The sequence below is a fragment of the Candidatus Goldiibacteriota bacterium genome (assembly GCA_016937715.1).
In the GTDB taxonomy this organism is placed as follows: Bacteria; Oederibacteriota; PGYV01; order PGYV01; family PGYV01; genus PGYV01.
Genome location: JAFGWA010000036.1, coordinates 1 through 21,503 on the forward strand (window position 1 = coordinate 1; position 21,503 = coordinate 21,503).

A 21,503-nucleotide genomic window follows, 5' to 3' on the forward strand; every position below is an offset into this window, starting at 1 on the left:
ATTGTGGAATTATATATACTTGTCCGAACAACAATATAGTTGCTTAGACAAGTATTAACATTCTGTTAACCTGAAATTAACAAAAGGCGGGTAGGTTGAGATGGTTGAAAAGAAAAAAGATAAGAGCCTGAATAATCAGGTGGGATGGAACCTTTACCGTACAGGAATGATGATGCGCAGGGAAGGGGCAAGAATGCTTATGAGGTATAACCTTACCCCGGAGCAATGGCAGATAATGATGATTCTTGGAAGCAAAGGCGCTCTTACGCAGAAGGCGCTTGGCGATATAACGCTTCAGGACGCGCCTGCCATTTCAAGGGCTGTTCAACGACTGATAGTGAAAAATTACGCTAAAAAAAGTTCAAGCAATAAAGATAAAAGGGCTGTACAGGTGGAAATTACCGGTAAGGGCGGGCTGCTTCTTTCGGATATTGAATCAAGAATGAAAAAAGCTCACAGGGTAAATAATATTTATCAGAATTTTTCTGACGTTAAAAAAAGGCAGCTTATAAAACTGCTTACTGAATTACGGTCAAATTTGGAAAATAATATACATCCGGATAACTTTGGAGGAGAAAAATGAAAAGATTAATCGCACTGGTTTTAAGCGCGGTATTTATCGCGGGTACGGCAGCGGCGGAGCCTTTAACGTTTGACGCCGCTTTAAAAAATGCTTTTGAAAAAAACACATCAATAACAAAAGCGTATTCAGATTATAAGATTTCAAAAGCGGTGGTAGAGCAGACATACGGCATGTTTGACGTAATGCTGGACGCGGGCGTTAATTATATAGAGCAGAGGGATATTGCAACTTCCCCGCTTTCGCCGTCCGAATTAAAAGTCCTTTCATATAATGTGGGGCTTTCAGAGAAAATATTCACAGGCGGATTTCTTGGGTTAAAGCTTACAAACGACAGGACCACAATGCTTTACGGGGATATTGACCCTATGATGGCGGCGTTTTTAGGGCCGGCAGAAACATATGACCCTTCGCTTTCAATTTCCCTTTCTCAGCCGCTTTTAAAAGGCGTGTGGGGCAGGCCCGATGAAAAAGCCATTGAGATAGGAAAGAAATCCATTCTTCTTTCAAAAGAGGCCCTGAAAAATACTGTTTATAATCAGATATCAGCCCTGCGTGAATCATTTTATTTTGTATATATGTCAGACGAGATGCTGAAAACACAGAAAAAGCTTTACGATGACGCAAGCAAGTTTTATAAGGAAACGCTGAATTTAAAACAGATAGGCATGAGGGAAACAAAGGATGTTTATCAGACGCAGGCTTCCTTATTATCTGCGGAAGCCGGCATTACACCGGCAGAGAATCAGGTTAAGTTTGCCAAAGAGCAGTTTTTAAACCTTGCGGGCTATTCCGACGCGCAGTGGGAAAATATAGAAGTTGAAATGACCGGCGCTGTTGAAGAAATAGAGATTCCCGGTGAACTGAATTCTCAAATGGAAGAAACCCTTGTTGATGTTCAGCCCGAAGTTGTAATGGCAAAGCTGGGGATGGATATGACCGGAATTGAAGATGAAATGAAATTCGCGGACATGCTTCCGGAACTTAACCTTATCGGCAGTTATGGAATTGACGGGCTTGCAACGGATTTAGACGGCGCGTTTGACACTATGTCCACAAATAATTACAATAATTTTATGGTGGGCGTTAATCTTAAATATTCTTTCCCGAACAGGGGAAACATAGCGGCAAAAAGCCAGACAGAAGAAAAACTGAAAAAAGCGCGGGAAGATTATGAATTTTTAAGAAGGCAGATGAAAATAATGATTAGGGACGGGTACAGAAAACTGCTGTCCGCGAAAAATGATTATGAAAAGAAAAAAGAAGCCACACAGCTGCAGAACAAAAGGCTTGGTATAGAAGAAAAAGATTTTAAACAGGGAAGGTCTTCAACCAGGGAACTGTTAATGGCGCAGACAGACGCGTCAACCGCGAAGTTAAGCGAAATAGGTTCTTTCATTACATATATTCAGGCGGTAAATAACTGGAGTAAAATTTCAGGAAAATATAACGGGTATTTTGATGAATACCTTAAAGACAAGGAGTAATTCATGGGACTGATACGTTATTTTGTAAAGAAAAGTATTCTGGTAAATTTAATAGCGGTTTTTATCACGTTAATCGGCTTCTATACGTTTTTTACATCCGCAAAGGAAGTGTTTCCGAATATACAGATGGGTTATATTGTAATAACTACCGTATATCCGCAGGCGGGTTCCGAAGAAGTTGAAAAGCTTGTGACTATACCGATTGAAAACGCCATAGAAGATGTTGACGGGATTGATAAAATAACTTCCTGGACATCTGAAGGCATGTCAATGATAGGAATTGAACTTGTTGCTGACGCTAATATTAAAGAAGCTCTTGATGATATTGAAAAAGCGGTTGACGCGATAAGCGGCCTGCCTGAAGAAGCAATGGACCCCAATATCTTTGAAATTGCGTCTGATATATTTCCGGTTATTAACGTTTCTGTTTCCGGCGGCAAAGATTACGCCCAGCTTAGGGAAGCTTCTAAAAGGCTTGAAGAACGGCTTATGGAAGTCAAGGGCGTGGGCAAAATAGAAATGTGGGGCTATTACGACAAAGCCCTGTGGATAGACGTTGATAAAAACGAACTTGATAAATACGGACTTACCCTTTACAACTTTATTTCAACGCTGCAGGACAGGGATATTTCAATGCCCGCGGGAAACAAGACATTTGACAGGTATGAATATGCCGTCAGGTTCCTGTCGCCTATGGACAGCAAAGAGGACGTTGAAAATGTAATCATCCGTTCAAATGACGCGGGAAGAAAACTTCAGGTAAAAAATGTCGCGGAAGTAATTGACGGTTTTCAGGACGAGGATATGTATCTTCGCTCGCAGGGGCAAAGGGCGGTCCTGTTTGATATTTTAAAAAACCAGGGTAAAGACAGCATTAAAATAGCAAAGCAGGTCCGTGAAATAGCGCTTAACCTTGAAAAAGAATTTAACGGCGATATTAAGGTTTCGTTTTCAAATGATATGTCAATATACCTTCAGAACAGGCTTGATGTCCTTTATTCAAACGGCGCGTTTGGAGCGCTGCTGGTTGTGGGCATGCTTATGCTTCTGCTTCGCCCGTCTATTGCGGTTTTCACCGCGCTTGGGCTTCCGGTAGCTTTTGGAATATCATTTTTTGCAACAAACCAGATGGGTATTTCATTCAATATGATGTCAATTTTCGGTTTTATTATGGTGCTGGGTATGCTTGTGGATGACGCGATTGTTGTCGGCGAAAATGTCTACCGGCATATGGAAATGGGAAAGGATACATATAACGCTGTTGTGGACGGGACATCAGAAATGATAATGCCTGTTATAGCTTCTGTATCAACCACAATTGCCGCTTTCTCGCCGCTGATGATGATAGGCGGCATGATGGGGGAATTCCTTTCCGCCATCCCTAAAGTTATAATTATCGCGCTGGCCGCGTCTGTAATAGAATGCTTCTTTATTCTGCCTTCCCATCTGTCGGATTTTGTAAAACAGAAAACGCGCGGCAAGGGCGAGCAGTTACAGGAACATTGGTTTGAAGTGCTTAAGGAAAAATACGGAAAACTTCTGGAACTTACTCTGTATAAAAGGGGCACAACCGCAATTCTGATAGCCCTTATGTTTATCTTTGGTATAGGCCTTGAATTAAGAAACGGTTTTTCTTTTACGGATTCACAGGTAAATGAAATAGAGATAAAACTGAAAACCAATAAAGAGTTTTCAGTGGATGACACGGAAAAAATTGTCAAAGATATAGAAAAAATAGTTTTAGAGCTTGATCCAAAAGACCTTGAAGCGGTTAACAGTTTTGTGGGTATGTGGAATTCCACAAACGGCCCGCCCACTTTTGCGCCGAATATCGGAAATATAGCGGTAATTCTGCACATAGAAGATAACAGAAAGACGAAAGACGCGAATAAGATACTTGAAACGCTTAGAAACCGTATAGGCATGCCGGAAGGCGTAAAGACCCTTGATATTAAAGCTCTTAAAGGCGGCCCTCCGGCAGGCGAAGAAATTGATGTTGCCATATCCGCGGACAGTTTTGACAGGGCGGTTGCGGTTTCGGAAGAGTTTATGGAAGCGGTAAAAAAGATTAATTTTGCCGATACCAAAAAGGATTCCGCGGCGTTTTATAACCCTGTTGCTTCTTTAAATACGGATTTTGAAGAGGGCAAAAAAGAAGTAAGGTTTGTAGTTGATGAGGCAAAAGCTTCAAGGGCGGGCGTGAACCTTACGCAGGCAAGCATAATAATGAGGTCCGCGATAGCCGGTTTTAAACTTAAAACCATTAAAAAACTCGGCGAAGACATAGAGGTGAAAGTAAGGGTAAACGAACAGTCAATAGCCACTATTGATGATGTGCTTCAGTTAAAGGTTCCCAATATGATGGGCAACAGGATTCTGTTAAGGGAAATCGTGAAAGTTGAACAGGGTACAACTTATTCGCAGTTAAAGCATATTGACGGAAAGAAAAGCGTATCAGTTGTTGGTACGCTTAAAAAACCCGTTAAAAAAGCCAAAGGCGAATCAAACGGCGTTAAGGCGGAAGCGGCTAAAACCGGGAAAACAAAGATAAAAAAAGAACCAAATATAAACGCAAATATGTTTAATATGAAAATGAAAGATGTTATTAAGGAATTTGAAGAGAAATATAAGGATGTGCGCTTTGAAACAGGAGGCGAACAGGAAGCAATGGCTGAAGGTTTTCAGGATCTTGGAAAAGCATTTGTTGTAGCGCTGTTTCTGATATTTATTATCCTTGCAACGCTGTTTAATTCTCTTGTTCAGCCGTTTATAATAATGCTTGCCATACCTTTTGGGTTTATAGGCGTTATGTGGACCCTTGTATTTCACGGCATGTCAATTTCATTTATGGCGTTTATGGCTTTTGTGGGCTTAACCGGTGTTGTTGTTAACAATTCGCTTATTATGGTTTCCTTCATAAACGGGCTGATCGCGGAAGGCAAGCCTTTTGAACAGGCGATTATTGAAGGTTCTAAAACAAGGTTAAGGCCGATTGTGCTTACAACTTTCACAACGGTAATAGGGCTTATGCCTCTGGGATACGGCTGGTTTGGCGGAAACGACCCTATGATCACGCCTATGGCGGTTGTGTTTGCCTGGGGCCTGCTGTTTGCCTCTTTTGTAACGCTGTTTATTATTCCAAGTTTTATGGTAACCGTCAATAATCTTAAAATTTCCATAAAGAGAATGTTTGGAAAAGGCGGGGAAGAGAAAAAGGCTTTCAGCAGAAAAGATTAAAACCGTTAAATCAGTTAAATAAAAGTTCTTTTTCAATACAGGCTGAATGTTATAATACAGCGGAAAGGCCGTTTAAGGTTTTTCCGCTGTATTATTAAAGGGGGTAATATGAAGTTAATTGAATTTTTTGCAAAGAAACACATACTGGTAAATCTTCTGGCCGTGTTTGTTACTGCCGCGGGTTTTTATACATTTCTTACTTCGCCCAAAGAAGCGCTGCCCGAAATCAAATTCGGGCTGATAGTGATACAGACGCTTTATCCGTCAGCCGCGCCGCAGGAAGTTGAAAAACTTATCACCACGCCGATAGAAGAGGCGATAGACGGAATAAAGGGCATTGACAGTATTACATCTTCGTCTTCCGAAGGGGTTTCAATAGTAAGTGTCACTTTAAAATCCGGAATTAAAGATACTTCCGTTATTTTAAATGACATCAAAGGGGCGATTGATAAAATACGCACGCTGCCCGCCGACGCGCAGGACCCGGTTGTAAGCGAACTTACAACAGATGAATTTCCGGTAATACAGCTTTCTGTTTCCGGCGGAAGCAATTACGGCGAATTAAGAGAAATGGCTAAATTCATTGAAAACAGGCTGTCAAAAATCCGCGGCGTCACAAAGATTGATAAAATAGGTTATTACGACAAAGTTATATGGGTTGAATCTGATGCGGAAAAGGAAAGAAAGTACGGTATAACTCTTTTTAACATTGCCAATGCCCTTAGAAACAGGAATATTTCAATACCCGCCGGCAATAAAGTGTTTGACGGTTATGAAAATTCCATCAGGGCGCTTGCGGAAATTAAAAACAGCAAAGACGCCGGCGGTGTTATTTTAAGGTCTAACGATGTGGGCAGATATATAACAATTGCCGACGTGGCGGATGTTTATGAAGGGTTTTCTGATTCGGACTTTTTAACAAGGGCGGACGGAGAAACCGCGATACTGTTTACCATACTTAAAACAAGCGGCGATGACACTCTTCGCATCAGCAGGGACGTAAAAGAAAATATCAAAAGCATAAAAACTCTTATCCCGCCTTCTGTCAGGATAAAATTTTCAAACGACACCTCGTTATTTGTCAAAGACAGGCTTAATATTGTGTTTTCAAACGGCATAGCCGGGGCATTTTTAGTTGTAGCCATACTGCTGCTGATGCTAAGGCCGTCAATAGCCGTAATGACCGCGCTGGGGCTTCCTGTCGCGTTTGGGCTGGCCCTTATAATATTAAAAGCGCTTGGATTATCATATAATATGCTTTCGCTTTTTGGTTTTGTTATGGCGCTGGGGCTTCTTGTAGATGACTCTATAGTGGTGGGGGAAAATGTTTTCAGGCATATGGAAATGGGGAAAAATGCCATGCAGTCGGCTGTTGACGGCGCGGCGGAAATGTTAATTCCCGTAACCGCATCGGTTGCAACCACCATAGCCGCGTTTTTTCCGCTGTTAATGGTAGGGGGAGTGCTTGGAAGTTTTCTGTCGCCTATTCCCGCGGCTATTATTATAGCTATTACCGCTTCGTTAATGGAATGCTACATAATACTGCCTTCACATCTGGCTTATTTTGGGCGGTTTGGCGGTTCCGGCAGGCTGGCGCCGCTGCAGGATTCATTCACAAATACACTTAAAAATATTTACTTAAAAGCGCTTACGCCCGTCCTGAAAAACAGATGGAAATTTATAGGCGTTATGGTGGTTATATTTTTGGGAGCGGTTTTCGCGGGCGGTCTGAAAGGGGTGGAATTTTTCAGCCAGGAAACCGATGCCATAAATATAAAAATAAAGTGTGATAATCTTTTTTCCATATCGGATACGGATAAGGTTGTAAGGCAGATAGAACAGAAGCTTGACGGCAATCTTTTAAAAGATGATGTGGAAACAATTTTTTATTATATAGGAAAGTATCCAAACTCCCAGGGGCAGCCCGAAACCGGCAGTAATCTTGCACAGATAGAAATTTATCTTAAATTAAAAGCCGAAAGAAAAACCAAAGATACCAATGACGTGATAAGTGCGGTAAGGGAGTTTGTAGGCAGGCCCGAAGGCGTGACCGACATAAAAATATCCGGAGTCACCAGAGAAGGCGGCCCGGGAAGAAATGATATTGATTATTCGATTGTGGGTGATTCGTATGAAAAACTTCAGCCCGCGGTGTCGGAACTTATCGCGGCGGCAAAAACCATAGGCGGGGTTACTGAAGTATCGGCAGACCTTGAACAGGGGAAAAAAGAACTGCGCCTTATCATGGATGAAAAAAAGGCGTCGCAGGCGGGTATTGCGCTGTCGGATATTGGTATGATGCTGCGCGGCGCCGTGGCGGGTGTAAAAGTAACATCAATAAAAAGGGACGGGGAAGATATAGACGTTATAGTAAAGGCAAAAGATTCAGAGATAAAATCATTGGATGACCTGCTGTCTCTTAAAATTCCAAACAGGACAGGCGCGAATATACCCCTGAAGAATCTGGTATCAATAGAAAAAGGGTACAGTTATTCCGTGCTTAAACATAAAGATACAAAAAAGGCAATAAATGTTCTGGGGTCTATTGATAAAAAAGAAACAACGGTAAACAGCGTAAATTCAAAACTGCTTGAAAAAATAGAGGCGCTTAAAATGAAATACCCCGATGTTGAATTTATAACAGGCGGGGAGTTTAAAGAAATGCGGGAAACGTTCAGGTCTTTAGGAAACGCTTTTGCCGCGGCGTTATTCCTTATATTTATTATACTTGCCACGCTTTTTAATTCACTGGTTCAGCCGTTTATTATTATGCTTGCGATACCATTTGGGTTTATGGGCGTTATGCTTACGCTTGCAATTCACGGTATGCCGGTATCATTCGGCGCGTTTATGGGATTTGTGGGGCTGTCAGGCGTGGTTGTAAACAACTCCTTGATAATGACGGATTTTATAAACAAAAATATTAAAAGCGGGCTTGCTTTTGAAGAAGCTGTTTTAAACGGGGCAGTATCAAGGCTAAGGCCGATTTTCCTTACCACCGCAACCACGGCCGCGGGCTTATTGCCGCTGGGTTACGGGCTTTTCGGCGCAAACGACCCGTTCTTAAAACCCGTAGCGCTTGTTTTCGCGTGGGGGCTGGTTCTTTCAGCGGTAGTAACACTGTTTATGATACCGGTATTTACCGTTATGATGCACAATTTAAAAGTAACCTTATTACGCGTTTTCCGTAAAGATAAAAACAACGAATACGCTTTTAAAAAATAGTTTTTTAATGTTGTTATAGTTCCGTCACCCGCATTGTCCGGCTCTTTTGTCCGGTTTTAAATGTTTGGTTTCGACCTTGAACTTGTAGGGACAGCGCTCCCGCGCTGTCCGGCTCTTTTGTCCGTCACTAAATGTCTGTTTTTGACCTTGAACTTGTAGGGACATCGCTCCCGCGCTGTCCGGCTCTTTTGTCCGGCACTAAATGTCTGTTTTTGACCTTGAACTTGTAGGGATAGCGCTCCCGCGCTGTCCGGCACTTTTGTCTAGTACTTAATGTTTAGTTTTAAATGTGTGGTAGGCGCACCTTTTAAGGTGCGGCAGTTAATCTTATCTTTGAATTTGCAGGGACATCACACGATGCAGGTAATGTCTCAACATTCACGCTGTCCGGCTCTGTTTGCTCTTGTATCTTCCGATCATCCAACCCTCCGACCTTCTGGCCTTTAGTTTTTCTTCCGTCCCTCCGTGCATCTGTCCCTCACGTTACAAACCGGCCTTCCGGGCATCTTTCTTTATTGCGATTCCTCAATTAAAATCTTTAAATTCTTTGCCGTTTAATGTATTATAAAAATCGGCAGGGGAAATTAATTATTTGTTTGATGGGAGTGATTTTGAATTTAAAAGGGAGAATAAATGCTTTGATGTACTTTGATACGTTGTGTGAAATCGGGTTGATACGGACGGTTGATAATTTCATTAAAACTATTAATTTTAAAAATAGTTGCCGGAATCAAGACGGTAAAATTCAATATGGTTATTAATCAGGGGAGATTGGTTAATGAGGGAATTATTTATAAAATATGAACTAAAAACACTCATAATACTTACGTTGATTGCGGTTTTAACGGTGATGTTAAGTATAATGGAAGCGTTTTCGGGCACGCATGATCAGATATATATAACGGAAACTTTAAACTGGTCTTTTTATGGCTTTTTGATGCGTATGTTAGATTTGTTGCCGATATATATTTTATCATTCTTTTTTATTATTGAGAATAAAACCATAAAAACGGTTGCATATTTAGGACAGTTGATTTGTGTTGTTTCTTATGTTGGGTTTTTAGGGCAAAGATGGGGGTATTCGATTATTGAGTTTATACAAAAATATTACGATGAGCAGATTTTAATTTTTGGTTTTGTTAAAAACACTTTAGATAATATATATGTTTACGGAAAAACATCAGCATATATTATTTCGCTTATACTTATAATAATATATAGGTCAAAAATATTAAAAGGTGAATTATTTCGCGAGTAGAATAAAAAGGAACTATTGTGTTATAACAGCACTCGATATTTTGATTGATTGACGAAAATAAAACTTAGATTGGAATTTTGGAAGCTTTTAGAAAAGCAGGTTGGCGTTGGTACTGATATTGTTATGAAAAATAACAGTCTTAAACCGGATGCCGGTATATCGGAGGAAGCGGTAAATGAAAAAGGACATGTAAGACCAGATACAAGCAGTGAAATTCCTAATTAATAATAGGAGATATAAAATGATTGAATGGATTCAAACTTGGTATGCTACAAGAATTAACAAAGACATAAAGTGTGAGAATGTTTCAATTCACACGCTTGATAATCCCGGATGGATTTTAGAATATGATTTGAATCATAATGAATTTTTAAACTTGAAAGTGGAACCATTAAAATTTGAATTAACAGAAGAAAATTGGTATAGCGTTTTAATTGATAATGGCATCTGGATGGGTGCTGGTGGGGCGGGAAATTTAATTGATATTTTAATCAAATTTAAAGAATTTCTTAAGGACGAACAAAAAATATTTGATAAGGATCTAGTTGAATGGCTTCAAAAATGGTACGAAAATGAATGCAATGGGGATTGGGAACACTCTTACGGTGTTAGTATTAAAACGCTTACTGATAAATTCGGGTGGGGAATAAAGATTGAACTGATTGAAACTAAATATGAGAATAAGAAATTCAATTCTTTAGACATTTATAGAAGTGAATGTGATTGGCTTAAATGTAGAATTTCTGATAATGTTTGGTATGCGGATTGTGGCGTGAAAAACTTAGTTGAATCTCTGGAAGTTTTTAGGTCATTTATTTATTCAAATCAATAGTACTTTTTACCGAGCCTTGAAAGTAGAACCACAATTTTCCCTGACTTAAAAGAACAGAAACAGTAAAGTTAATTATTACCGGGCAAGATAGGGCAGAACTGAAAAATTATGGATTGTTCGAAGCGGGAAAAGAAGATTGAGAAATCTTGGGCGCGGATAAAAACAGTAAATGTATTTCTACTTTCAAGGTCTAGCAATGGCGTTTATAAATATAATTGATAGTATTGCTGAAAAAAATCGAGAAAAATTCGATTTACCGCCGAAAGCAGAATAAGTGAAATATAACAAAATTAAGATCGGAGATGTATTTGTAGCTTTTGTAGAAGATAAAAAAATTTATTTCAGATATATAGCAGATGATGAAAATTGTTTGGGTGGTAATTTAATAGAAATATATAATTTTGAGTCCGTGAATAGTGAAACGGAAAAAAATATGGAAAAAATATTTAATTCGGGAGTGAAGTTTTACTTGTTAACTTTTATTAAACTTGGATTAAAACATAGATTGTGGAAAAAAATTGGTTTTTCAAATGTTGAATTAACAGATATACCATTTTTAAGATCTTCCGATGATTATGGCACCGGATCCCCAAAATCTTATAAATGGTGGATATGGAAACCCAGCGGTGAAAGAATATTCATAGGGGAATTAAAAGAAGAATATAAAAGTTATCCGTATGCAGCAGTTAAACCGCCATTAACAACTATCGAATACTTTAAATTGGGAAAGGATCATAGTAATTACCCGGAATAGATTATTATCTATGAGTTTTTAGTTGTTTGCTTTAAAGTGTGAATTTGTAAAATTTAAATTTCGGAATTGATTTTTGAAATGATGGTGATTGTTGTTAGGTTCAATACGATCGAAAAAAAATAAGACTGAATTTTTCGGAGGTTTTTATAAAAAGAATAATAATTATTGCAGGATTAATAACGATTACAGCTGTGTTATTTGCTGCGCAGCCGACGCCGGTGCCGGGGAATGTGAAATCCGGCAAAACGGTTAAGATGATGATAAAAGTATTTGTTCAGATGGTGGATGGGGCGTATGTTGCGCGGGTGGGGGAATAATAGCAGATAATTAGTATTGTGGCTCCGCAGCTCGGTTTGCGTTTTGGCAGACGCGGGTCTTTATCCCGCGGTTGCAGCGAACCTGCGAAGCGGAAATCCAGGCAATAAAGCGAGCTTGCGAGATGAAGCGGGCGGGACAGTTGAATTTTATCAAAGATAAACAACGCGCCCTAAAGGGACGCGGCTACCAAGGCAATGCAAATCAAGAATATAAACCATGCACTCTAAAGACATACTCCGATCAATACAAAACCAGCCCAAAAATCTATTTTTGCGCAAAAACAACCACAACAAAAACGCTTTTTGTTTGTCTAAATATCATCGAAACTAAAGCGTTTTTGTTAAACCGGCAAATAAGCAATTGACGGGGGAATAATTAAAAGTTATTATTTAACTGAATTAAGGGAATTAACAAATATACGGGAGAAATTAATGAACAAACTGAAAGTTAAGCTGCTCTCCTTATTAATAATATTTATACTGGCAGGCGCGGTATTCGCCGAACCCTATACCTGGAAAAGTGTGCAGGTGGGCGGCGGCGGATTTGTGACCGGTTTTATCTTTCATCCCCTTGAACAGAACCTTCTATACGCGCGCACAGACATGGGCGGCGCGTACAGGTGGGATAACGCGAATACCAAATGGATACCGCTGACTGACTCTATGACAAGAAATAACGCTGACTATATGGGAATACTTGCAATGGCTGTTGACCCGTCTGATGTAAACAGGGTTTATATGCTGTGCGGAAAATACACGCAAAGCTGGGCGGGAAATGGAGCTGTTTTAGCATCTTCAAATAAAGGTGTAAGTTGGACTATAAACCCGGTTCCTTTTAAGGTGGGCGCGAACGAGCAGGGCAGAGGTGCAGGCGAAAGGCTTGCTGTTGATCCAAATCTTGGAAGTATATTATTTGCCGGAACTTCAGGCTCTTATCCCTCCGGTCTTTATAAATCAACTAACTCAGGAGCATCTTTTGCCGCTGTTGCTTCTTTCCCTCAGACCGGTGTCATTAATTTTATACAGTTTATTAAATCGTCATCAACAACCGGCAATGCTACGCAGACAATTTATGTGGCGGCGGGTACAAACGGCAGCAGCCTTTATAAATCGACGGATGGCGGCGCAAGCTGGGCGCTTGTAACGGGCCAGCCTTCAGGACAGCAGGCAACCAGAGCATCTCTTGTCGGAACAACAATGTACATAGTTTACTGCAGTAATAATGGCCCCAACGCAGGTGATAACAATAATACAAGCAGTGTGTATAAATTGAATACCGTCAACGATTCACTGACAGATATAACCCCTGTTGGAAGTACAGTATATGGCGGCATTTCAGCAGATCCTCAGAATGTAAATAACGTTATAGTAACAACACTTTTTAAATGGACAGCAAACGACCCTATATACTACAGTACTAACGGCGGCACATCATGGACAAATATAAGCACAGCGGCAACCTATGTGCGCACCACATCGCCTTATACATCAAGCGTAAACCCTCACTGGGCTACGGATATTCAGATTGACCCTAATAACGGCAACATTGCCATCTGGAACACAGGCTACGGCGTGTGGCGCTGTACAAACCTGCAGTCATCATCAGTTACGTGGAACTTTAATGACGTTGATCTGGAAGAAACAGTGCCTATGCAGATAATAAGCCCGCCTGTAGGCACGGCAAACCTTATATCGGCAATGGGCGATTACGACGGGTTCAGGCATACAAATCTTGACGCTTCACAAAATACAAGGCATACGCCCAACAGAGGTACAACACTTTCTATCGCGTTTGCGGAAAACTCAAATCCGCTAAAAGTGGTAAAAGCTTATTCACATTATCGTGATTCTAATAATATCGATTATTACGGAGCGTACTCAAATGACGGCGGCACAACATGGACAGATTTCCCGTCTTATCCTTCCGGCGCCTCGGCAGGAGGTTCAAAGGCAATTGCAATTTCCCCAAACGGCACAAATATAGTGTGGTCGCCGACAGGCGCGGCGGTTTCGTATTCAGTGAATAACGGTTCTTCATGGACAACATGCGCGGGAAGCCCGCCGGCAGGTTTTTCACCTGTTGCAGACAGGGTAAATTCCGCTAAATTTTATTTATATGACGGCGTCACAGGCACACTGTGGCGTTCTATAGACAGCGGCGCAACATTTGCCGCGGGTGCGTCAGGGCTGCCCACGGTTCCAAGCTGGGCGCTTGCTGACGGTGTATGCGCGGCTGCACCGGATAATGAAGGCCATGTATGGATTACAACAGCCGCGGGCGGATTATACAGATCAACAGATTCCGGAGCGACTGCCACAAAAGTAAATTCAGTTTCCGAAGCATACAGAATTGGTTTTGGAATGGCGGCGTCCGGCTACACATATCCCGCTATTTATCTGCAGGGCGTGGTAGGCGGCGCGCTTGGTTTTTACAGGTCAATTGATACGGGCGCGACATGGGAAAGAATAAACACAGATGCCAACCAGTACGGTACTGTGCACCAGATAACGGGCGACCCGCGTGTATATGGCAGATGTTATGTGTCGGCAGAAGGGCGCGGCGCGCTTTACGGCGAACCGGCAGGCTCGCCCACGTCCACGCCGACAAGCACTTACACGGTAACTCCGGGCGGCCCCACATTCACATTCACACAGACACCCACAGATACGGCAACAGCAACACCCACAAACGCGTACAAACTGATATATGACGGTGATACGCCGGGTTACACGCTTGCCGACGGGGCAATTGTTGTAAATGCTGCAGGGTCATTAACCGAAGGCGCAGGCGGGGTTACGGGTAATGGAATGATAGCCGCTTACACATCCCCGGCTTATTGGGGGCAGGCGCAGTGGGACATCCCCGGCGCAAACCAGCAGATGGACGGGAATACGGATATTGTATTTAATATAAAAGCTTTAACCGGAACAGTTTCACAGTATCTGCTTTATCTTGACTGGACTTACGCGTCTATAACTGTCGCAAACTATCTTGAAGAAGGCGGCGCGATAGACACAACATGGAAGACGGTAAGAATTCCTATAGCGGACGTACTTTCAAATACACATACTGCCATTTATTATCTGGCGTTTATTAACAATGCCGATACAGACTATTCCGTAATTGTTGACAATATCCGTTTTGAAGGAGCGTCAGCGGTTTCAACATCCACTTTTACAAACACCGCGACACAAACAAGCACTTACACATCAACTTATACCGCTACAAATACATACACGCAAACAGAAACAGAAGTTCCCGCGACAAATACGTTTACGCAGACATACACGCTGACATTTACAGAGACTGCCACGGCAACAGACACATCCCTGATATCAACCGATACTTTTACATCAACACCTACTGATACGGCAACGCACACATATACAGATACGGCAACAGCCACATATACCAATACAGAAACACAGACTTTGGCAGATACTCCCACCCACACATTTACTTATACATCAACAGATACAAATACCGATACAAGCACCCCCACATATACATACACGTTTACGGACACGGTAACACCGGGCGGGCCCACGTTTACGGACACACCCACAGCTACGCAGACTTTTACGCCTATGCCGTGCGCGTGCGCCGTGGTTTACGGCAATACCAATATAGCCGCCATGGTGGGGGCAAGCATATATAATTCACTGACCGCCATTCCTGTATATGTTTCCGAAAACACAATAATGGAAAGCATGGGTGTCCACCTTGCGTCAAGCGGCGGCGGCCTTGTTAAAATGGCGCTTTACACAAATGACGGTTCTGCTCCGCTTAATTTAATTGTATCTTCAGGCGACACACCGTCAGTTTCGGGCTGGAACGTCGTGGATGTTGTTGACACGCCTTTAAGTAAAGGTGTTTACTGGCTTGTAATTAACACGCAAAGCGGAATAACGGTAAGTGCAATGGCGGGAATGCAGAACGCGGAATTATATACCGGTTTTTTTGACGAAGCTTCGGCTATGCCGGCGGTTTTCCCCGTATCAGGCGTGGATGTTGGCAACGGCAGTTACGCGCTTGTAATTAACGCATGCCCGGGTTCATGTGACACACCCACGGAAACACCAACGCCTGTTTTGCCGTGCATGTGCGAAGATGATTTTGGTTTACAGTATACTCCGACAGCGGTAACGGTAAATATATCCGGTTATGTTTCCGCAAACGTTTATTATATGGGTTATAACGGTACGTTAAGCGGAATTTACCTGCACGTGGAATCAGGTTCGGGATATGTCCGCCTTGCTGTTTATTCAAATGATAATTCCACAGGGTCAAATGTACCTTATATACTTCAGGCGCAGACAGAAGAAACCGCAGTGACAGCAGGGGATAACTTAATTCCGCTGCCGTCAGCTCATCTGAATTCCGGAATATACTGGATAGCAATTCAGATGTCTCCGGGCGTTCTGGTTTCAAGGGATATCGGGACTAACGGTGATGAAATGTATTATGAAATGTCTTACGGAAGTTTTCCCGGATTTCTGCCGTGGCCAATGGGGCAAAGCGCGGGCAACTGGGCATTTAAGGTAAACTACTGCCCGGATACCTGCAACACCCCCACAAATACATTTACAGCCACTTATACTTACACAGACACACAGACGGCGACATTTACGCAGACGTACACAGAAACATATACCGCCACAGAAACAGTTACAACAGGCGGCCCTACATTTACGTTTACTGATACGCCCACAGAAACTTTTACAGAAACTGCGACAGAAATATTTACAGAGACTCCCACGGAAACAACGGCAGAGACTGCGACATATACAAACACTGTCCCGCCCGCATCCACTTCAACATACACGCACACAATCACTGATACTTACACACACACAGCCACGCATACTTATACAAATACCGCTACTTCTTCACACACAAATACTTCAGTGCCTTCAGACACTCACACGCAGACTCCGTCACAGACGCCTACAAACACCAATACCCATACTGCAACAATAAGCGTTCCTACAAATACATTCACCCCAACGCCCGTACCGACAGAAGCGGAGTTAAAGGTGAAAGACCAGCTTGTTTACCCGAACCCGGTAAACCCCGGCGATAACCCGTATATATTTGTAAAATATTACGCCACAAGAGATTACAAAGAAGTTCATTTCAGAATGTATTCTTCGGCATTAAGGCTTGTGGATGAAATAGCGTATAAAAATTCCTATACAGCCGGCACACACGTAATCCCGATACCGGATAAACATTTTCAAGGCCTCGCCAACGGCGCGTATTATTACATGATACTGCTTATTGACAACGACGGCAAAGAAGCAAGAGGCAAGGTGGGAAAGATAATAGTACTTAAGAAGTGACGCAGCTTGGCAGCTAGGCGGCTAAGCTGCTAGGCCAAAACATAATACGGTTTGGTTGGAGCGAGCCTGCGAAGCGTAAATCCCGGCAATGAAGAGAGCTTGCGAGCTGAAGCAGGCGGGATAGGCGCACCCTTTAGGGTGCGGCAGTTGGTTTTGTTTTATTTCAATCTAAACAACGCACCCTAAAGGGTGCGGCTACCAAATCGAAGCAAATAACGGATTGTATATAAAAACGTTTTAGATGTGGTAGACGCGGGTCTTTAGCCCGCGGCAGTTAATGTGTAAATATCGGTAATTTTTTCGCTGTGGCTTAATTGCTTAACCCGCTTATGCTTAGTGTTTATAATACCGTTTGTGACCGGAATCACTGTTTTTTCATCTTTATTGAGTATAATTGTTATAGATGTGGGGGCGGTGTTTTAGACAGAGACGGTGAGGTAAAAGCGGCGGATGAAAATCCGCCGCTTTTATTTTTAGCAAATATGTTTTCTAATGTACAGACGCAACATGTTGCGTCTCGCAGTTAAAAAATAAAAGACGTTTTTAATCGGGTTTAATCTATTAATGTAGAGGCGAATCATGATACGCTTCGCTTTTGTAAATCCGTGAGACGCAACATGTTGCGTCTCTACATTAAAATATAAAATCCGCATCCCGAAAAGGGTGCACCTACCGGATCTAAACCAAACCTTCTGTCCCTCCGTGCATCCGACCCTCCGTCCCTCATGTCTAAACTGTCCCTCCGTGCATCCGACCCTCCGTCCCTCATGTCTTAACTGTCCCTCCGTGCATCCGATCCTCCGTCCCTCATGTCTAAACTGTCCCTCCGTGCATCTGTCCCTCCGTCCCTCGTGTTTTATAAAAAACAATATCTTTATCTTAACAATTATTATATAATTTTCATCATGTCATCAAAACAAATTGCAAAATCAGCCGCTATAGTCAGTTTAATTACCATGCTAAGCAGGGTGCTTGGCTACGTGCGCGACGCTATTTCAGCGGCTATTTTAGGCGTTGGCTGGGTCTCTGACGCGTTCTTTGTGGCATTCCGAATACCAAATATGCTCCGCAGCCTTCTGGCAGAAGGCGCCTTATCATCCGCTTTTATCCCGGTATTTACAGATTACCTTGAAAAAAAGGATAAAAGGGAAACCTGGCTTCTTGCTGTTAATGTCTTAAATGCTTTATCGCTTCTGCTTGTCCTTATAACTTTTGCGGGAATTGTTTTCGCGCCGTTTATTGTCACTATAATGGCGCCCGGTTTTATCAATGACCCGCAAAAATTTCAGCTGACAGTATCGCTTACGCGTTGGCTTTTTCCTTTTATACTTTTTGTAAGCATTGCGGCTTTATTTCTTGGGATATTAAACTCGCTTAAAAAATTCTCCATCCCGGCTTTTGCGCCGGTAGTCCTTAATATCTCTATGATTTTATTCGGAGTATTTATCTGCCCGCGCCTTGGCGACACCCCGGAAACACAGGTCTATGGATGGGTATTTGGCGCGTTGTTTGGGTCATTTCTTGAGATATTAATCCAGTGGATACCGTCGGTAAAAGAGGGGCTTGCGTGGAAACCGTTTATCAATTTAAAAGATGAAGGGCTACGCAGAATAGGCAAGCTAATGATACCCGCCACACTGGCGCAGTCGGTCACGCAGATTAACCTTCTGGTAAATACAATACTTGCATCGCTGCTTGTAGAAGGCGCGGTCACATATCTTTATTACGGCAACCGCCTTATGCAGCTGCCGCTTGGTGTTTTTGGAGTTGCCGTGGCAACAGTGGCTTTTCCTTTTATATCACAGTACGCGTCAAGAGGGGACTTTGATTCGCTCCGCGACACAATACATTCATCTCTTAAGCAGGCGTTTTTTGTTGTGCTGCCGGCATCCGCGGGTTTAATTGCGTTAAGCGTGCCGATTAACCTGCTGCTTTTTAATTACGGCCGTTTTCAATATGACGACGCCATAAAAACAGCAGGCGTTTCCGCGGTTTACTGCACAGCCATATTCGCGCACACAGGGGTAAAGATTTTAACCCAGGTTTTCTACGCAATCAATAAGGCGGGAACAGCGGTAAAAATTTCTGTCTCTTCCATGATAATAAACATTCTCCTATGTGTTTCTCTGATGTTTTCAATGAATTACCTTGGCCTGGCGCTTGCCACATCGCTTGCCGCGCTTATTCAGTTTATAGCGCTGTATTTTTACCTGTCTAAGTTTATTAACGGGCTTAAGACAAAAGAATTCCTGGCATACTGTGTAAAGGTCACGGTTATTTCACTGATTATGGCGGGATTGTCGTATTTAACGTACTATCTATTAAACGCTAACTTTAACGCAGCAGAATTCTCCCGCACTATTAATGGCTTTATAGTCCTTGCCGCAATAACGGTGGGAGTAATTTCATACGGTACAATGGCAAAACTCGCCGGCCTTAACTACGCAGAAAGAATAATGCAGGGAATTGCTAACAGGTTTAACAAGAAAAAGTAGTTTGTGTACTTGTTTTCTTTTGTGTACTTGTTTTCTTTTGTGTACTTGTTTTCTTTTGTGTACTGGTTTTCTAATGTAGAGACGCAACATGTTGCGTCTCGCTTTTATGTGTGGATGTAAATTTTTGGTAGACGCGGGTCTTCAGCCCGCGGCAGTAGATTTAATCTTGCTTTTATCGGATACCGATCCCGCGTTATCCGCGTAGTTGTATTAATTGGAATTGGGAAGGAATAATTGTTTGATTTATTGGAAGGAGAAATAAAATGTGTTAATTGGTGGAGTTTATGAACAATAAAAATTCTTTAATCGTTTTTATTTCTTCCATATTCTGTTCTGCGTTAAGCGTTATATTTTTTTACTTTGTTAAAGATGGATATGATTCAAACGCGGTGATGCGGTCATATTTTCTGCTTGGACAGTTGATGTGCATCCTGATGATTGTTTATGCTGATGTTATGTACTTCTCGGATATTGACAAAGACAATATGTTTAGATTTATATTTCATCAAATTGTTATATCTGCTATGTCGTTTATGAATTTAATAATCATTCAACATTATATGGGAGTAATACTATCGTTTAAACTACCGCTCGGATTTTTAATAATGATTAACATACTTATATTAACAACTGTTTTAGTTGCTATTTTATTTTCTTTTGAAAAAATATTCTTAAAATTTTGGGTTAAAGATAAAAGTGATACAATTCATTATTAGAGAAAACACTGTTAGATCATAGTTAATGCCTTGATGATACAAATTCAACTACCGCGGGCTGAAGACCCGCGTCTACCAGGACTAAACAACTGCTCGAAAACCACGCGCCCTGCCGACTCCTCCATAGCAAATGACATTTCCGTGACGGCCGGGAAGGACGCTGCTGCCAGAAATTAATACAAAATAAAAAATAACATAATACTTTTTATCCTGTTTAGGTGTTAAATAGGTTGACTAATACCCAAAAAATTATTAAAATATGGGGTATTCGGGCTTAATTCTGTCTATGGAAAGGGATTTTTATAATGCGGAAAAGGACTGTTGTTTTATTTGCGATTTTATTATTTGTATTATATTTATTTTCCGTGAAAGACGCTGATAAAACGGAAAACACGGATAAAAAACAGGCGAAAGCGTCAATTAACCCGATAAACAAAGGTAAAATAGCTTTAATAGACATATACGGGGAAATTGGGGATACCACTTATGTTTTAAAACAGCTGCACAATTTCAGCAGTATGAAAAATGTTAAAGCGATTGTTCTTCGTATTAACAGCGGCGGCGGGGCAATGGCCGGTTCGCAGGAAGTTTACAGCCTTGTAAGAAAAATCAGTTTAAACGGCAAGCCCGTGGTGGTTTCAATGGGCGACGTGGCGGCTTCCGGCGCTTATTACATAGCTTCCGCGGCTGACAGGGTTGTGGCAAATTCAGGAACTTTAACCGGCAGTATAGGCGTTATAATGATGTACATGACAGCGCGCGGCCTTTTGGATAAAATAGGCGTGGATTATGTTACTTTGAAAACCGGAAAATATAAAGATATCGGCTCTTTCGCGCGCGCGGCAACCAAAGAAGAAAAAGACCTTATGATGTCTGTCCTTAAAGACGCGTTAAGCCAGTTTGTGGATGATATAGTGGAAGTGCGCTTTGAAGCAATTGCCGCGGGCGCGGGAATTAAAGCAAAAAATGATAAAGTTAAAAAACGCCTGGTAAAAGCTTACATGCTTTCCAATATAGCGGACGGCAGGCTTTTTACCGGAAATCAGGCGTATAAGCTTGGGCTTGTGGATTCAATAGGCACAATTGACGACGCTATTGCAGACGCGGCAAAAATGGCCGGTATGGAAGGAAGGCCTTTGGTCGTAACAGAAAGATATAAACCAACTTTTTACGGCCTGCTGGAATCGTCGCTTGCCGGGCTTGGTTTTAAATCAAAAATTCCATTAAATGGAAAATACTCATTAAGATAAGCATATACA

At 41.9% G+C, this 21,503-nt stretch carries 11 protein-coding genes; all 11 read left to right on the forward strand.

Features of this window, described 5'->3' with window-relative positions; all coding sequences use genetic code 11:
• The first annotated feature begins 100 nt into the window (after positions 1-100).
• The 11 genes from JXR81_04410 (at position 101) to sppA (ending at position 21,494) form a co-directional block, all read left to right on the forward strand.
• Complete coding sequence (locus JXR81_04410; protein MBN2754091.1) at positions 101-583, forward strand: winged helix-turn-helix transcriptional regulator; 483 nt, start codon at positions 101-103, stop codon at positions 581-583.
• On the forward strand, positions 580-2,067 hold the full coding sequence (locus JXR81_04415; GenBank protein MBN2754092.1) for a TolC family protein: 1,488 nt from the start codon (positions 580-582) through the stop codon (positions 2,065-2,067). Before JXR81_04410 ends, JXR81_04415 begins: the two co-directional genes overlap by 4 nt.
• 3 nt (positions 2,068-2,070) lie before the next feature.
• A complete protein-coding gene (locus tag JXR81_04420; GenBank protein MBN2754093.1) occupies positions 2,071-5,304 on the forward strand; it encodes an efflux RND transporter permease subunit in 3,234 nt (1,077 codons plus the stop codon).
• A gap of 108 nt (positions 5,305-5,412) precedes the next feature.
• The gene (locus JXR81_04425) at positions 5,413-8,529 is read left to right on the forward strand and encodes an efflux RND transporter permease subunit (protein ID MBN2754094.1); all 3,117 of its coding nucleotides are present in this window, start codon (positions 5,413-5,415) and stop codon (positions 8,527-8,529) included.
• A 778-nt stretch (positions 8,530-9,307) separates the two neighbouring features.
• Entirely contained in the window at positions 9,308-9,787 is a 480-nt protein-coding gene (locus tag JXR81_04430) for a hypothetical protein (protein MBN2754095.1), read from the forward strand.
• Between the two features lie 48 nt (positions 9,788-9,835).
• Positions 9,836-10,012 carry a hypothetical protein gene (locus JXR81_04435; protein ID MBN2754096.1) on the forward strand — a complete coding sequence of 59 codons (177 nt, stop codon included), beginning with the start codon at positions 9,836-9,838 and terminating at the stop codon, positions 10,010-10,012.
• A 16-nt stretch (positions 10,013-10,028) separates the two neighbouring features.
• Complete coding sequence (locus tag JXR81_04440) at positions 10,029-10,619, forward strand: hypothetical protein (GenBank protein MBN2754097.1); 591 nt, start codon at positions 10,029-10,031, stop codon at positions 10,617-10,619.
• Positions 10,620-10,893: 274 nt separating this feature from the next.
• On the forward strand, positions 10,894-11,373 hold the full coding sequence (locus JXR81_04445) for a hypothetical protein (GenBank protein ID MBN2754098.1): 480 nt from the start codon (positions 10,894-10,896) through the stop codon (positions 11,371-11,373).
• A 749-nt stretch (positions 11,374-12,122) separates the two neighbouring features.
• A complete protein-coding gene (locus JXR81_04450) occupies positions 12,123-17,033 on the forward strand; it encodes a hypothetical protein (protein ID MBN2754099.1) in 4,911 nt (1,636 codons plus the stop codon).
• Positions 17,034-17,938: 905 nt separating this feature from the next.
• On the forward strand, positions 17,939-19,528 hold the full coding sequence (murJ, locus tag JXR81_04455) for a murein biosynthesis integral membrane protein MurJ (GenBank protein ID MBN2754100.1): 1,590 nt from the start codon (positions 17,939-17,941) through the stop codon (positions 19,526-19,528).
• Between the two features lie 1,021 nt (positions 19,529-20,549).
• A complete protein-coding gene (sppA, locus tag JXR81_04460; GenBank protein ID MBN2754101.1) occupies positions 20,550-21,494 on the forward strand; it encodes a signal peptide peptidase SppA in 945 nt (314 codons plus the stop codon).
• Positions 21,495-21,503: the final 9 nt, after the last annotated feature.